This window comes from Putridiphycobacter roseus (assembly GCF_003234935.1).
In the GTDB taxonomy this organism is placed as follows: domain Bacteria; phylum Bacteroidota; class Bacteroidia; order Flavobacteriales_D; family Crocinitomicaceae; genus Putridiphycobacter; species Putridiphycobacter roseus.
In genome coordinates, this window is record NZ_QKSB01000004.1 from 196,677 (window position 1) to 211,862 (window position 15,186).

Consider the following 15,186-nt stretch of genomic DNA (forward strand, 5'->3'; position numbering starts at 1 on the left):
TTTTATCTATTGCATTCAACATTAAAAGTGATATTTTTGTAATACTATGAAACTACTCTTACTTTGTTTATTTTTTATTGGTTCATTTTCAGTTTTAGCACAAAATTTTGTACCAAATCAAATACTAATTCAAATTGCATCAACCGCAGAAACAAGAGAAGTATTTGAAAAAATAAATCAAAAAAGTGAAGTTCCGATAACTAAAATAACCTGCATATCCGATATCATGAATATTTACCAAGTCGACTATAGTGCAACAGTTGAACTGGATAAAATTATTCCACAAATAAACGTTATTCGAGGTATTATTGGTATTCAAAAAAATCATTATATCACAGAAAGGGTGACAATTCCCAATGACATTTCATTTGGAAATCAGTGGCATTTAAATAATACAGGACAAAGTGGTGGAACTGTGGATGCGGACATAGACGCTATTGAAGCTTGGGACATAACCACAGGTGGTTTAACAGCGCATGCAGATACGATTGTAGTGTGTATTATAGAAGGTAGTGGCGTAGATATTGACCATGAAGATTTAAAAGCTAACATTTGGAAAAACTATGCAGAAACACCGAACAACGGAATAGATGATGACGCTAATGGTTACGTAGACGATTTTAATGGCTGGAATGTCCAATCCTCCTCAGATGTAATATCAGCTGGCAGTCACGGTACTAGAGTTGCCGGAATGATTGGTGCAGTTGGTAATAACAGCATAGGGGTTAGCGGTGTTAATCACCGGGTAAAAATGATGGTTGTAGAAGGACAACAAGCGTCAAACGAAGCCACAGTATTAGCTGCCTACACCTACCCTTTAAAAATGCGTAAAAAGTATAATAACAGTAATGGAAATGAAGGTGCCTTTGTGGTAGTAACCAACGCTTCTTGGGGTGTTGATAATGGAGACCCAGCAAATTCTCCTTTATGGTGTGCCATGTACGACAGTTTAGGTAATGCTGGTATCATAAACGTTGGCGCTACAACAAACAGTTCTGTAAATGTGGATGTTTATGGAGATTTACCCACCACTTGTCCTAGTGATTATTTAATTGGCGTAACCATGACCAATCGCAATGACCAACTCGCAGGATCAGGTTATGGTCCAATAAATATAGATATTGCGGCACCTGGCCAATCCGTTTACCTGAGTAATTCTGGGGATACTTACAATTCCACTGGCGGTACTTCTTTTGCAGCACCTTGTGTTGCTGGAGCAATTGCCCTTATGTATGCCGCACCATGTCCTAATTTCATTGGTTTTGCTAAAACCTATCCCGATTCCGCAGTATTAAAAGTTCGAGCTTTAGTATTAGAAAATGCAGATCTGATTGCCAACTTGAATGGGTCAGTTGCTACAGGAGGTAGATTGAATGTAAACGAATCCATACTGGCTTTAATGAATGAATGTGATACCAATACCTGTGCTACACCTTACGCCATTAAAGTAACAGATTTAAGCGATACTGCTGTCACTTTTAAATGGCAAGGTTTTGAAAATGATGCTTATATCATCACTTTCACAAGAGCAGATGGCAGCGATACAATTATTAATACAACATCAGATTCTATACATTTCAATAATTTATTGCCTTGTTCAACTTATAAATTCAATATTAAAGGGAACTGTACCAGCGATACTTCGAGTGCAAGTAATACAATTACTATTCAAACAGATGGCTGCTGTTATGCTCCAGATTTAATACTCAATGACGCAACACCGAATTCTTTTAATTTTACTTGGAATACGATTTTAAATGCGACAAAATATGTAATACGTTACAAATTGGCTTCGGCTTCGATATGGAATTACGACACCTTAACAGGCAACAACTATTTACTACAAAACTTAGATACTTGTTCTGACTATGAATTAAGTATAAAAAGTATATGTACGGATAGTACCCGTGATTTTTCAACTAATTATTCTTTTTCTACACTGGGATGTGGCATTTGTTTTGAAGGGGACTACTGCAGCATAAATAGCATTTTAGTCAACTCCAGCTTTGAATGGATAGAGAGCATCACTTTAAAAGGAGTTACAGTAAACTCAGGAAATAATTCTGGGTATTATGATGGGGGTGTTATTACAGATGGACTCCTACCGGATAACTTCTATACCATTAGTTTTGAACCCGGTTATGCAGCAGGAGTATTTACAGAACATTATTCCCTTTGGTTAGACCTAGATCAGAATGGCACTTTTGAAAGCTCAGAAAAATTAATCGATAATTTGACTGGTTCTGGCGCTGTAAGTGCTTTGTTAATCATTCCCAATACAAGCATACATGGTATCACCAAGATGAGAATAGCAATGAATGGGGTAAATGCTGCTAGTAAGTGTGCAGATGAAGGCGGTAATATTTATGGTGAATATGAAGACTATTGTATTCAAATTGGTGGTAGTGTAGGTGTTTCCGATCAAGTTATGCCTGCAATTAAAATATACCCTAACCCAACCAATTATCGTTTTTCTATTGCTTCTCCAGAAAAATTAACTGCCATTAAGGTAATTAATACCAGTGGGCAAGTAGTAGCAAATTTAAAAGTAAACGATTCGAATTTATATGATATTTCGCATTTAAGTGCTGGTTCCTATTATATTCAAATGATAGGCGTATCTGGAATTTCAACACAACAACTTATTAAATATTAATGGCTGGATTATTTGATCAACCCAAATTAGATCCCGAAGATTTCTACAAATCACCGGAAGGATATATTGTCTTTACAGAAAAATACCACTTAAAAAGAGGGCACTGTTGTAAAAGTGGCTGTAAACATTGCCCTTACGGCTATGATAAAAAAACTGGTAGAATAATAAAATAAGTATAGCTTTGTAAAAAAATAAAGTACATGATTTTTATCGTTCATCCTGACAATCCTGATGCAAGAAAAATAAGTCTGATTGTAGACATTTTGAAAAAAGGTGGCATCATCATTTATCCTACTGATACTGTATATGCTATTGGATGTTCCTTAAACTTTAAAAGGTCAATAGAAAAATTGGCTCAATTAAAAGGTTTAAAAACCAAAAAGACCAACTTTTCCGTTATTTTTCATGACTTAAGTGAACTTACAAACTATACTAAACCTATAGACAGGTCAACATTTAAACTATTAAATAAAAATCTACCAGGACCCTTTACTTTTATTTTAAACGCCTCAAATCAAGTCCCTAAATTATTTGACACCAACAAGAAAACAATAGGAATTAGAATACCGGACAATAACATTGTACTTGCAATTGTAGAAGCTTTAGGTACCCCTTTAGTAACAACGTCTTTGCATGATGAAGATGAAATTATTGAATACACAACAGACCCTTATTTAATTGAAGAAAAATGGGCCAATAAAGTAGATGGTATTGTAGATGGCGGTTATGGTAAAAATGAACCCTCTACAGTAGTAGATTTATCCGCCGGTTATCCCGAGATTCTTCGGCAAGGAATTGGTGAATTAATGGAATAATATTAGACCTTTAATTCTTCTGATTTTAACTTTTCTTGGATCCACAACAAAGCATCCTTTTCTGTATTAAAAAATTTCCTTTCGTGTTGGGTGGGATATATTTTATCAATATTTTTAGCAATTAATTTATGTGTTAATGACTTTAGTACAAAAGCCTCATAGTTCTTAAAATAAGAACGTTCAGGGGAAGAAAAGACCTCATGTACCTTTTCATCCACACTCATATTCTCATCAAATATAATAATAAAAGGCATTTTCGGTTTGGTGAAAAATGGATCAAATGCTGCTTTATTTTTTACTAAATCAGCTGCTAAAATTCGAGTCAATGGTTTAAGTAAAATTCTAAAAATAGCATTATCTATTATGGAAAATTCAAATTTATCATTTTCGTATATAATTTTTTTCATAAAGTACTATATAATACAAAGTCCCTTCGTTACAATTTACAAAATATTTTACAATATGGGGACAAGAAAATGCTTTTTAATCTTATTCAATTCATTAAATAGCGTAACTTTGCCTATTAATTCAATGGCCAAGGCCATTTCATAAATACCAAAACATGTCATTCGACTCATTAGGATTATCAAATTATATATTACAAGCAATAGAAAAACAAGGGTACACTACCCCTTCCCCCATTCAAGCCCAAGCAATACCATTAATATTAGAAGGTAGAGATGTATTAGCATCTGCACAAACAGGTACAGGAAAAACGGCAGGATTTACATTACCGATTTTAGAAAAATTAAGTCAAACTACCTTTGCGAAAAACAGACCAATTCGTTCCTTAATATTAACACCAACAAGAGAATTAGCGGCACAAATTTACGAGAACATTAAAAATTACAGTGAATTTCTAGACATTAGAAGTACGGTTATATTTGGTGGTGTAAAGCAAACTTCACAAGTAAACGCATTGCGTCAAGGAGTTGATATTTTAGTAGCCACTCCAGGTAGATTGTTGGATTTACATAATCAGCGATTACTCAATTTATCTAAAGTTGAAATACTTGTACTTGATGAAGCGGATAGAATGCTAGATATGGGATTCTTAAGGGACATTAAAAAGATTATTGCTGTATTGCCTAAAAAAAGACAAAACTTATTGTTCTCGGCAACTTATTCTAAAGAGATTAAAACACTATCTAGTACTTTTTTGAATAATCCGGCACAAGTTTCTGTTACCCCTCAAAACACAACTGTAGAAATAATAGAACAAAAAGCTTATCGTGTGGATAAGGGAAATAAGCCACAACTATTAATTCACTTAATCAAAGAGAATAATTGGCAACAAGCCCTTATTTTTACAAGAACTAAGCACGGTGCAAATAAATTAGTTGAAAAACTAGACCGAGCAGGTCTTTCTGCAGCTGCAATTCATGGTAACAAAAGTCAAAATCAAAGAACCAAAGCATTAGATGGTTTTAAGAAAGGAAAAGTACAATTTTTAGTCGCTACTGATATTGCGGCAAGGGGATTAGACATTCCGTTATTACCTCACGTAGTGAATTTTGAATTACCAAATGTACCTGAAGATTATGTGCATAGAATTGGTAGAACTGGTAGAGCTGGAGCAAGTGGAGAAGCACTTTCATTAGTCGACATTGAAGAAGTGTCTTACATGCGTCAAATTGAAAAATTAACTGGTGAAAAAATTCCGACTGAAATATTAGAAGGATTCGAACCGCAAAACAATAAAGAAACGGGTAAAAAACCAGCGCAAGGTCAAAAAAGACCTTTTAACAAAGGAAAAAAACCTTTTGGTAGATCGAATAACAAACCGAAAAGAAAATCTAATAATTATTAAGACTAATCTAACGCATAACGAGATGAAAAAATCGCTTTTACTTTTAAGTACCATTTGTATATTTTTATTTTCATTTATGAATCCTATGGATAAGAAACAAAGCAATGGTATTTATGACATTGCTTTGAAAAGTATTGACAATGAAAACATCCATTTAATGGACTTTAAAGGAAAGAAAATACTTTTTGTCAATGTTGCCTCTAAATGTGGGTTTACACCTCAATATGCCGAATTGCAAAGTCTGTCTGATCTATACAAAGAGGAACTGGTTGTAATTGGATTACCATGTAATCAGTTTGGTAACCAAGAACCAGGAAAAGCGGAAGAAATTCAGTCTTTTTGTCAGAAAAATTATGGCGTTACCTTTTTAATCACCGAGAAAATTGAAGTAAAAGGAGAAAACCAACATGCATTATACCAATGGCTGACCAATAAGTCAGCCAATGGTAAAATGGACAGCAAAGTAAAGTGGAACTTTCAAAAATACTTGGTCAGCGAAAACGGCGAATTGATCGATATGTTTGGCAGTGCAGTAAGTCCTTTGGACGAAAAGATTACCGCAAACTTTTCCAGCAAAAAAAAATAAATCTGACTAGATAAGGCATTATTTACTCCCTAATTATTCTCGAAAATTCAACAAGTCTTGATCACGATTATAAGGTGAAAATACTATTTTATAAGAAGAAGGGACTGAAAATTGATGTTTCTTCAGGATGCTTTTAATGCCTTTTTTTCGACCAAAATCATAATAAAACCACAAAAACAACCTCGAAACAATTACTTTTTGAAGTAAATCATCTTTTTTTGTACTTGTACTTAAATAACTTTCCGTTGCCAAATCTAATTGGACATCTAATTGATCGGCATTATAAAAAGCAATTGGCGGACAACTGACCACACCACAATTTAACGTAAAGTGTATGCGGTGATCTAATTTAGTTGGTCGCAATGATTTTAACGCAAGGTATTGAAAAGGTATAGGGAACAAACCTGCAGTATACTTGTTTTTACCCCTTCTCAAAATGCCATGTTCAATTTGATCTAAACTATATTTTTTTCCAGCAATTTCAATCTTTTTGAGATGGAATACTTTTTCTCGCACCACTCCTTTATCATGGATGCGTAATTGATAAAAAGCATTGTAAATATTCACCCAAAAAGCTAATTTTTGCGCATCTGTTTTCAGTCCATACAATTGATCACTACTTGCATGTGCCAAGTCTGCAACAATAGATTCGGTAGGCTGAATCATTTTAACGGCCAATAATAACTTTTCAGAAAGCGCATTAAGAGAACACATGGTACAAGATTTTTAACTTATGTCGCAGATTCCCATTATTCCTAACAAAATTACTCTACAATAAATGTTGTTTGCTCTACTTTATTTTCAAATTGAACACGTAAAACATAAAACCCAGGCAACAAATCAGCCACATTCACTTTATTATTGCTCATTTCACTGGCAATCACTTGTCCGTTTAAGTTAATGATTTGCATCTCTTTTACCGACTCCGTCAAGCCTTCAATATAAAGGATTTGATGGGTAGGATTTGGATAAACTTTCCAATCGATTGGCTGCGCCACTTCAAGAACTCCAACGGTGTTAACGGCTACTTTAATGGCTTTTAAAGCATTTATCTTACCATGTCCCCAAGCCACATCTCCGTTTGGACCTATCATTCCTGTGTGCTCGTCCAATCTTCTTGTTTGGATAATGATATTTTTAACTTGATACGGAGAAAGGAAAGGATTGGCTTGAAGCATAAGCGCCACAATACCTGCCACAGCTGGCGAAGACATTGAAGTACCACTAAAACGTGCAAAAGGGTATGTTCTATTGTTAAAATTGACCGAAGTAATTTGGGAAAAACCATTATCGGTATAAGAAGAGATAGAAGAAGCGACACTTACCCCAGGCGCAGAGATATCTGGTTTTAAGTTGCCATTCATCAAGGGACCAACACTAGAAAAATTAGCTTTTTGTCCACCGTATATAGTGCCATTAAAATTTGCGTACGCAGCACTATGCGCAGCAACCGTTATGGCCTTACCAGAACAAGCCGGAGCACCAATACCATAATTAGCATCTCCTGCTAAATAATCTGGTAGAATAGCTGTAAAATCCATGCCCCAATTTCCAACATCCGTGCTAAGTTCAGTGACATTCCAAAAATGAACAGTCCCACTTGGCGCAGTACTTTCTAAAACAATTCTCAAAACACCAGGTTTTTTAATCCGCAACCTCATTTGTGGTCGACCATTTGTTGGATAGGAAGCATCCATGGATAAGTTATAAGCCACAGTATCATTTCCAACGACAATAATCGAGTCGATATAATTAGTTAAAGTGCTAGTATTGTACCAAGGGGAAGCGTTTAAAACTTGCCCACTTCCATCCACGATAGAAAATCTTGCTTCAAATGAATTTCCTGCATCTCCCCAACCATGAATACTTTGTCCCCATAAGTTATTAGTCGCACCAGAATAAAAATTAACTCTCGTCTTTATAGAATCATTTAAAAAATCGTGTTTCACATGAAAGTCTACATCTCCATTATTTCCACCCGAGGTCACAAAAACTACACCTTGCTCTGCATAATTATCCAGTGCCTGGCTCAGTAAAGAAGTTCCGTCCAACGCACCAGTGTGATAAAGTCCCCAACTCATGTTAATGACTAACCTTTTATTTTCTTGTAAAGCTTTTTCATACATCCATTCCCAAGCATCTAACACTGCCGATTCGTCGACCAAAAAAGTAACCATTAAATAGTTTGCTTCATAAGCTACTCCTCTAAACACAGTTCCTGCACCACTACCTCCAGCAATTCCAGCAACATGTGATCCGTGTGTTGCATACGAATAAATATTTGCCGTGTCGGCAGCCGCATTCGCTAAATCAATTGCTGAAGCATACTCTGTTCCATAATTAAAATTACTTGGATGCGGTCCAGAAGTTTTAAACTGATCCCAAGCCGCCAAAATTCTTGTATCCTGCAGTAAAGTGTCGTAAAACATTGGAGAACTATAATCAAATCCCCAATCGGTAATGCCAATCAAAACATCTTTACCCGAATAAATTTCTGGCAAACCTAGTCCACGGTGTACACTATCTACCTTTGTATCTACTAATAATTTATTCAAGGTGGGTTTAATTTTACCAGCAATCTGTAGGGTCTCTATCCCTTTTAATTCTAAGAAAGAAACCACAGCATCTAAAGGAATTTTAAGAGAGAGAATTGTACCTACTTGCCCTCCCAACATCACATTTAGTGCTTTTAACTCATTTTTATTGAAATTTGACTTAATTTTAACCAGTACAGCCAAGTAATATCGATTAGAAAGGTAATAAATAGGATATTGGTGTAATAATTTCTGATCTAATTTATGTGCATTTGATTTATACTGTGTTTCGATAAAATTTAAATCAAACTTACAATTTTGTGACATTTTTATTTGCCCAAAAGAAAAGTGCGTTATCATTAAGACTGCAATAACTATATATTTTTTCATGCTTAGAGAAGTTTTGGAAAGGAAAGGTAAGTATAAAATAGAATTAATGGAAGAATATCTTAAAGTCTATATTATTCCCACCTCATTTAAAATGGCTAATAAAAACAGTGCAAAAGCTTATCGCATTAAATTAATATAGCTTTCGTAGCTTTTTTGTTCATTTCTCCAAGTCATTGCTTTTACTTGTACAAGATAGACGTCATTATTTTGAAGCATACCTTTATAATACCCATCCCATCCAACATTTATGTCATCCGTTTCAAAAATCAATTCTCCCCAACGGTTAAATATTTTATATTCCATTAACTCTTTAATCCCCCAGCCTTCAACATAAATCAAATCATTATTGCCATCTCCATTAGGGGTGAAAGTTGTAGGTAGACTGATAAAAGTTTCTGGGTGAATTTTTATGACATACAAAGCCTCGTCAGTAAAACAACCAATTTCATCTGTAATAACCAATTGATAGCTGGTTTGGACTAAAGGTTGCACAAAAGGATTTGGACATTCTAGACAACTCAATCCATTAGAAGGATCCCAAATAATAGTATAGTGAGTCCCATCATAAGGCATTGGTAAAAAAATAGAATCACCAATGACAATGGTGGTATCAAAATCTGGAATATTAATTGGGTTGTAAACCTTTACACTTGTAAAATCAGATACAGTACAACCATATGCATTGGTAACGGTTAGGTAGTAATTTGTATTGGAAGTTGGTTTATCGTTTACTATTTGCGTATTGGCGTTATTTACCAAGAATACAGGGTCACTGGTCCATACATAAGAATAACTAGTATCCGTAACTAAGTTCATTACACTTGCAAAATCACCTTCACAAATCGTGTCTCCTTGTAATTCAATAATAGGATTTGGATAAATAATAATCGATTTTACTATGGTATCAGTACAGGTTAAAGTATTATTTTTTATTCCTAATAATACATCAAAAGTTCCCGTCGTATCGTAATTATGTGCGCCTGGATTCTCCAAAGTCGAAGTTTGTCCGTCTCCAAAATCCCAATAATAGGAATTGGCATTATTGGCGTTATTTTGTAAAGGATATGGCATTGGGCAAATGGCGGTATCTATATCATTTCCATTTCTAATAAAATCAGCTTTCACATCAAATATATTTATTGGTTTTGTTCTAGTAAGTGGACAAGAACCATCCACATTAGTCATGATTAATTTAGCCAAAGTTTGGCCGCCTGGTGGAACAAAGGTGTATTGATTCGAAACTGGACTTACTGCACCAGCACCTTTTCCATCCCCAAAGTCCCAATAATAATCTCCCACAGAAATACTATCCGTGATATCAAATGTTACAATGCCTAATCTACAAATAGTATCTAATCCCAAATCAGTCATAAAATCACCAGATGGTTGCTGTACCATAATCAGTTTATTAATTGTATCGCTGCACCCAAAAGGAGAATTTAAGGTGACTATCAATTGCACGGTATAAGTTCCATTTGTATCGAATACTGTTCCTGGATTAATAATGGAAGAATTTAATCCGTTTCCAAAATCCCAGGAATAACTAGCTGCATTTATTGCAGTACTTGTATTGGTGAAAATCACATTATCATCTGGACATACAAACAGGATCGAATCTACGGAAGAGGAAAAGTCAGCTACTGGGTAATCTGCTACTGTAATAATAATTGAACTAGTATCTAAACAACCAGAAGCAATTTCTGCAATTGCCATATTCACATGGTATTCTCCAGCTTGCACGAAGGTATTTAAAGGATTTTGAATAGTACTAGTATTCGAATCGTCAAAATCCCATTCATAAGTCAAACTAGAGCCATAAGTCGTAAAATCACTTGCTTGAAATTGAACAGTTGTACCACTACAAATAGTAATGTCAGGCACTGTAATAGTAGATACTGGTTTATAAATATCTAAATTTAATGTTGTTTTGGTTTTACAACCAAGTACATCTGTAATTTCTAATCCAACTGGCACATTTCCAACAACATTCGAATCGGGAACAAAAATATGTGTTGGATTTTCAACAAACGCGGAATCATTATCTGGAAAATTCCAAATCCAACTCGCTATGGTTGTATCTGCGTAACTTAGGGATATAAAATTCAACGTATCTGGAGTACAAATAGAAGAATCGGACATGGAAATTATTGGCGTTACACCATAAGTGTTTACAAATGCCCAAGCGGTATCTTTACAGTTATGAATATCACGTACCACCAACATAACTTCGTTCATTCCCGGTTGATTAAACAACACTGAATCTATTGGCTTTTCTGTCATTAAAGGTCGCATAGTAGAATCGCTAAAAAACCAAGTATACCCCATGTTACAACTTTCAAAAACATCTACAGAATTGGAAGCATCTATGGTAAATTCAGTTCCTGCACACCATAAAGTATCATAAGCTATAGCAGCAGATAAGTTCCTTGCTTGCACTAAAAAAGTGATGCTATCATCTGCACATCCAGTAGAAGCATTACTGGCTACTAATTTCACATAGTAATCACCTGAATTTGCAAAAGTATGTGTGGGGCTTAAAGCTGTACTTGTAGTTAAGTCATCAAAGCTCCACGACAATGTTGTTGCATCTTGACTAGTACTCTCAAATAGCACGTCTAATGGCGTATCACAATCTATACTATACTTAAAATCTGCTATTGGCCCTTTGACATTTATCAACGCGGTTTGCGTAGTTTGGGAGTAACAACCATTAAACCCTACCACCATAGTTACATCCTGTGGACCAGACTCATGGTAATAGGACCATGATGGGTTTGCTACGTCAAAGCAACTAAATTGTCTGGCATCTTCTGAATAATAATGCCAAGCATCAACACTATCGGCTAAAGGTCCTGCTGTAATATCTGTAAAAAGAATACTTTCACCCGGACATATATCCGTGTTACTTACAGAAAAATTTGGTGTAAGGACATCTCCAACAGCAATGGTTACAAAATAAGAAGTATCCTTACAGCCATTAGCATTTGTAATAATTAAAAAAGCATTAAACTCCCCTGTACTTGTATAAGTATGACTTTGATTCTGGTCGGTTGCACTTGTCACTACCGTACCATCTCCAAAATGCCACTCCCAATTGGTAATATCAGAAAATGAAGCACTTGAATCGTTAAATTCAACGGACAAAGGCACACAACCATCTACGACATCCGGAATAATAATTGCATTGGGTTTGTTTAAGGTATCCACTTGCACGGCAACGCCTACGCATCCAAAAGCAGTGGTCATTTGTAAAGTCGTTGTAATTATAATTTCACCATTAATCGAGTACGCATTCGTATCACCAGTAGTGTATGAAAATAATGGTGTTGTTGTGGTCAATAACGTGTCTGCTACGGTCCACAAATAACTTGCAGCATTTAAATCTGTTGGCGTATATTGAATAAGCATAGGTTCTTGACAAGCAAAATCTGGCGTCGACGTAAAAGATGGATCTATATCTTCCACAAATACAGTAATAGTAGTATCTTTTGGACAGGCTCCAGAAATAGTAAGTGTAATGTCATGGTAACCTCCCGAATTAAAACTTACTTGTGCCCCCCCCGTGAACACAAAAGTACCACTTGGATCCGTGCTCCAATTATATAAACCAGGACTGGAAAGATTTACAATATTAGCGAGCGTATTTATACAGATTGTATCAGAAATTTCAAAACTAGCCAAAGGTTCCCCAACATTCACCATGGTAAAGCTAGAGTCTGCACAACCATTGGTATCTGTAGCCACCAAAACCACCTGTGATTGCCCTGTAGTAAATTGTTGTCCTTGGGGATTTGTAGTTGTTGCAGTATTTGTATTTCCAAAATCCCAAGCGTAAGTTAAGGGGCCCCATAGAGAAGTAGAAGTATTTTGAAAATTTACATTTAAAGGGGAAACACAACCCATTGGGGGATTTGGCGAAGTTAAAAATGAAACATTGGGTGGCGTTGAACTATTAATAACATTATTATATTGTAAACTGGCATTACAGGAAGCTAAATTAGTCACTAATGAAAGGGAGACATCATAACTACCCGCAGAAGGAAAGAAATATACCGGATTTGTCCCCGTTGTATTACCTCCATTACTGAACACCCAACTTAAACTAGTTATGGTAATGCCGTTATTTAAAACGGTTGTATTATTAAAACTCACATTTAAAGGTGCACAACCTTGTTCATTATTTAGTGTAAAAGTTGGTATAGGTGTTGGGTAAACATCTATGGTAATGTTTCCGATTATTGGACCTCCAGCAACTTCCCTAAAGTTAACCGTAAAAGTACCAGCAGTGATGTAAGTATTCGAAGGATTTGCAATATTTGCAGTACTTCCATCTCCAAATTCCCAGAAAAAAGTAGAAGATCCAGCAGGCGCAGTAAAGTTTATCGCTAAAGGAAGACAACCTTCATTTATATCTGAAGTTTGAGCATATACACTTTGATTATAAAATGTAGCAAAAAACAAACAAAGTAATAATTCTTTCAAAAATTTCATCAAATGGAAAGTTAAAGCTTTTTTATTATAATGCGCTAAATTTAGTTAAAAAACTATAATTAAATGATTTATATTACATACTTTTGACAATAACAACAATTTATTTTTTATTTACATGAAAAAAGTGTTTCATTTATTTTTTTGTATTCTGTTTTTATCAAGTACCACTGTTTTTTCACAAAACGTATTTGAATCATTGCCATGCTTGGAGAAAAAATTCTCTATAGTAGTACACATCACTAAAGACAGTTTAGGCGAGCCAAACATTTTAGAAAGTGATATTATAGCTCATGTTACAAGTTTAAATAATTTATGGGACGACATATGTGTATCTTTCGAAATCTGCGAATTTAGATATATTGACAATTTCCAGTACGACATAATTGATAATATAGACAGTACAGAATGGCCTCAATTACAAGTTGACCATCATGTAGCCAATCACATCAACATGTTTTTTGTTCAAAACACCTTAGAAGGGAGTAGTTTTGCAAGTTTAGGAGGAGTAGCCAATACAAATAGCGGCGGACTTGTGATTGTAAAAACACATGGGTTTTCTGTAATTGCGCATGAAATGGGTCATTTTTTTGGACTGTATCACACATGGGAAGGATCCTTGTCTGCGAATCCAGAATTGGTAGATGGCAGTAATTGCGACACGGCAGGAGATTTGGTATGCGATACACCCGCCGACCCTTTTTATGAAGACTCTGGTATAGCATGGGTAGAAATAGGGACAAACGAATACCTTTATGATGGTTTAGATGCGAATGGAGATTATTACATTCCTAATGTTGAAAATATCATGTCATATTACCCTGGAGGATGTAATTTTACGCATGGTCAATACCTAAGAATGGCTAATACCTACTTGAATTCAAATCCAAAAATGTGGTAGTCATGAGATTTATTCTACTTTTACTCACCTTTAGTTTTATCACCGTTGGATTCGGTCAAGATCTTCATTTATCACAGTTTTATACGAATAAAATGAACTTGAACCCTGCTTTTTCAGGAAGGTATGACGGTACTTACCAATTTTCAGGAAACTATAGAAATCAATGGCGCGAAGCTGGCACCCCCTTAAACACCATTTTCTTTTCCTTTGACAAACACTTTTTTATTCATGCAGATGAATTAAATGTCGGCATATTATTTAATGATGACCAGTTTGCTGGTTATAACCAAAGGACCAATAAATTTTTACTAAATGCGAGTTATACAAAAAGACTTGGTTTAAATAAATTAAGTGCAGGTATCCAAATGGGAGTGGTTTTAAGTAGTACCGATTTTTCCAACCAAACCTTCCCGAACCAATGGGTTTATTTAAATGGAGAATTCGACCAAAATGTTCAAAATGGAGAAACCAACTTATCGGCTAATCAAGCATATTTTGATGCAAATATGGGACTAGTATGGTCGCGTAAGTTCAACAATATAACCCCCACGGTAGGATTTTCCGTATACCACATAAACAAACCAAAAGACACCTATAATGAAACTTATATAGAGAGATTAAGGATGCGTAAGGTGTTTTTCACAGAAGTGGATTGGCGAATAAAAAATAATCTTTCCATTGAACCTAAATTTCTATACATGTGGACTACCAATGCGCAAGATTTAATTGTTGGTACCAACCTTAAAAAACACCTTAACTCAAAAATCATTCACCACATATATGCAGGAGTAATGATGAGAACAGGTTTTAGTAGAAACATTGACGCTATTTTTCCTACGATTGGATTTAATATAGATAAATTTGACGTAGGCTTTAGTTACGATATTAACGTGTCTCAATTGAGCCAATACAACAATAGTAAGTCAAGCTTAGAATGGTCAGTCGTGTATACATTCCCTATGTTTAATCCAAAAAAATTAGCAATACCTTGCGATAGATACTAATT

General features: G+C 35.1%; 11 protein-coding genes. 7 read left to right on the forward strand and 4 right to left on the reverse strand.

Going from position 1 to position 15,186, the window contains the following annotated elements:
* The first annotated feature begins 46 nt into the window (after positions 1 to 46).
* The 3 genes from DNU06_RS18325 to DNU06_RS08760 are packed head-to-tail and all read left to right on the forward strand — an operon-like array spanning position 47 to position 3,471.
* Complete coding sequence (locus DNU06_RS18325) at positions 47 to 2,656, forward strand: S8 family serine peptidase (protein WP_111062875.1); 2,610 nt, start codon at positions 47 to 49, stop codon at positions 2,654 to 2,656.
* Positions 2,656 to 2,829 carry a DUF5522 domain-containing protein gene (locus DNU06_RS17825; RefSeq protein WP_158526858.1) on the forward strand — a complete coding sequence of 58 codons (174 nt, stop codon included), beginning with the start codon at positions 2,656 to 2,658 and terminating at the stop codon, positions 2,827 to 2,829. Before DNU06_RS18325 ends, DNU06_RS17825 begins: the two co-directional genes overlap by 1 nt.
* Before the next feature lie 27 nt (positions 2,830 to 2,856).
* Entirely contained in the window at positions 2,857 to 3,471 is a 615-nt protein-coding gene (locus DNU06_RS08760; protein WP_111062876.1) for an L-threonylcarbamoyladenylate synthase, read from the forward strand.
* 2 nt (positions 3,472 to 3,473) lie between these two features.
* Here DNU06_RS08760 and DNU06_RS08765 read toward each other — a convergent pair whose 3' ends face one another.
* A complete protein-coding gene (locus DNU06_RS08765) occupies positions 3,474 to 3,878 on the reverse strand; it encodes a hypothetical protein (protein ID WP_111062877.1) in 405 nt (134 codons plus the stop codon).
* Between the two features lie 155 nt (positions 3,879 to 4,033).
* On the opposite strand from DNU06_RS08765, the gene DNU06_RS08770 reads away from it, so the two are divergent.
* Both DNU06_RS08770 and DNU06_RS08775 read left to right on the forward strand, forming a co-directional pair.
* The gene (locus DNU06_RS08770) at positions 4,034 to 5,281 is read left to right on the forward strand and encodes a DEAD/DEAH box helicase (protein ID WP_111062878.1); all 1,248 of its coding nucleotides are present in this window, start codon (positions 4,034 to 4,036) and stop codon (positions 5,279 to 5,281) included.
* Between the two features lie 76 nt (positions 5,282 to 5,357).
* The gene (locus DNU06_RS08775; protein ID WP_199399008.1) at positions 5,358 to 5,867 is read left to right on the forward strand and encodes a glutathione peroxidase; all 510 of its coding nucleotides are present in this window, start codon (positions 5,358 to 5,360) and stop codon (positions 5,865 to 5,867) included.
* A 33-nt stretch (positions 5,868 to 5,900) separates the two neighbouring features.
* Here DNU06_RS08775 and DNU06_RS08780 read toward each other — a convergent pair whose 3' ends face one another.
* The 3 genes from DNU06_RS08780 to DNU06_RS08790 form a co-directional block, all read right to left on the reverse strand.
* Positions 5,901 to 6,581, reverse strand: a complete 681-nt coding sequence (locus DNU06_RS08780) for a DUF547 domain-containing protein (RefSeq protein ID WP_111062880.1) — start codon at positions 6,579 to 6,581, stop codon at positions 5,901 to 5,903.
* Between the two features lie 50 nt (positions 6,582 to 6,631).
* A complete protein-coding gene (locus DNU06_RS08785) occupies positions 6,632 to 8,791 on the reverse strand; it encodes a S8 family peptidase (protein ID WP_111062881.1) in 2,160 nt (719 codons plus the stop codon).
* 117 nt (positions 8,792 to 8,908) lie between these two features.
* Positions 8,909 to 13,282: a PKD domain-containing protein gene (locus DNU06_RS08790; protein WP_111062882.1), complete on the reverse strand. Its 4,374-nt coding sequence runs from the start codon at positions 13,280 to 13,282 to the stop codon at positions 8,909 to 8,911.
* Between the two features lie 115 nt (positions 13,283 to 13,397).
* Between DNU06_RS08790 and DNU06_RS08795 the strand changes: the two genes are divergently transcribed.
* Positions 13,398 to 14,180, forward strand: coding sequence for a M43 family zinc metalloprotease (locus DNU06_RS08795; RefSeq protein ID WP_111062883.1), 783 nt, complete (start codon positions 13,398 to 13,400; stop codon positions 14,178 to 14,180).
* Between the two features lie 2 nt (positions 14,181 to 14,182).
* The gene (locus tag DNU06_RS08800; protein WP_111062884.1) at positions 14,183 to 15,184 is read left to right on the forward strand and encodes a PorP/SprF family type IX secretion system membrane protein; all 1,002 of its coding nucleotides are present in this window, start codon (positions 14,183 to 14,185) and stop codon (positions 15,182 to 15,184) included.
* Positions 15,185 to 15,186: the final 2 nt, after the last annotated feature.

Excerpts from the sequence above, each read along its gene's own strand:
- DNU06_RS18325 (WP_111062875.1), top strand. The coding sequence starts at position 47 with ATGAAACTACTCTTACTTTGTTTATTTTTTATTGGTTCATTTTCAGTT.
- DNU06_RS08770 (WP_111062878.1), top strand. The coding sequence starts at position 4,034 with ATGTCATTCGACTCATTAGGATTATCAAATTATATATTACAAGCAATA.
- DNU06_RS08785 (WP_111062881.1), bottom strand. The coding sequence starts at position 8,791 with ATGAAAAAATATATAGTTATTGCAGTCTTAATGATAACGCACTTTTCT.
- DNU06_RS08800 (WP_111062884.1), top strand. The coding sequence starts at position 14,183 with ATGAGATTTATTCTACTTTTACTCACCTTTAGTTTTATCACCGTTGGA.
- DNU06_RS08775 (WP_199399008.1), top strand. The coding sequence starts at position 5,358 with ATGAATCCTATGGATAAGAAACAAAGCAATGGTATTTATGACATTGCT.
- DNU06_RS08765 (WP_111062877.1), bottom strand. The coding sequence starts at position 3,878 with ATGAAAAAAATTATATACGAAAATGATAAATTTGAATTTTCCATAATA.
- DNU06_RS08790 (WP_111062882.1), bottom strand. The coding sequence starts at position 13,282 with ATGAAATTTTTGAAAGAATTATTACTTTGTTTGTTTTTTGCTACATTT.
- DNU06_RS17825 (WP_158526858.1), top strand. The coding sequence starts at position 2,656 with ATGGCTGGATTATTTGATCAACCCAAATTAGATCCCGAAGATTTCTAC.
- DNU06_RS08780 (WP_111062880.1), bottom strand. The coding sequence starts at position 6,581 with ATGTGTTCTCTTAATGCGCTTTCTGAAAAGTTATTATTGGCCGTTAAA.
- DNU06_RS08795 (WP_111062883.1), top strand. The coding sequence starts at position 13,398 with ATGAAAAAAGTGTTTCATTTATTTTTTTGTATTCTGTTTTTATCAAGT.
- DNU06_RS08760 (WP_111062876.1), top strand. The coding sequence starts at position 2,857 with ATGATTTTTATCGTTCATCCTGACAATCCTGATGCAAGAAAAATAAGT.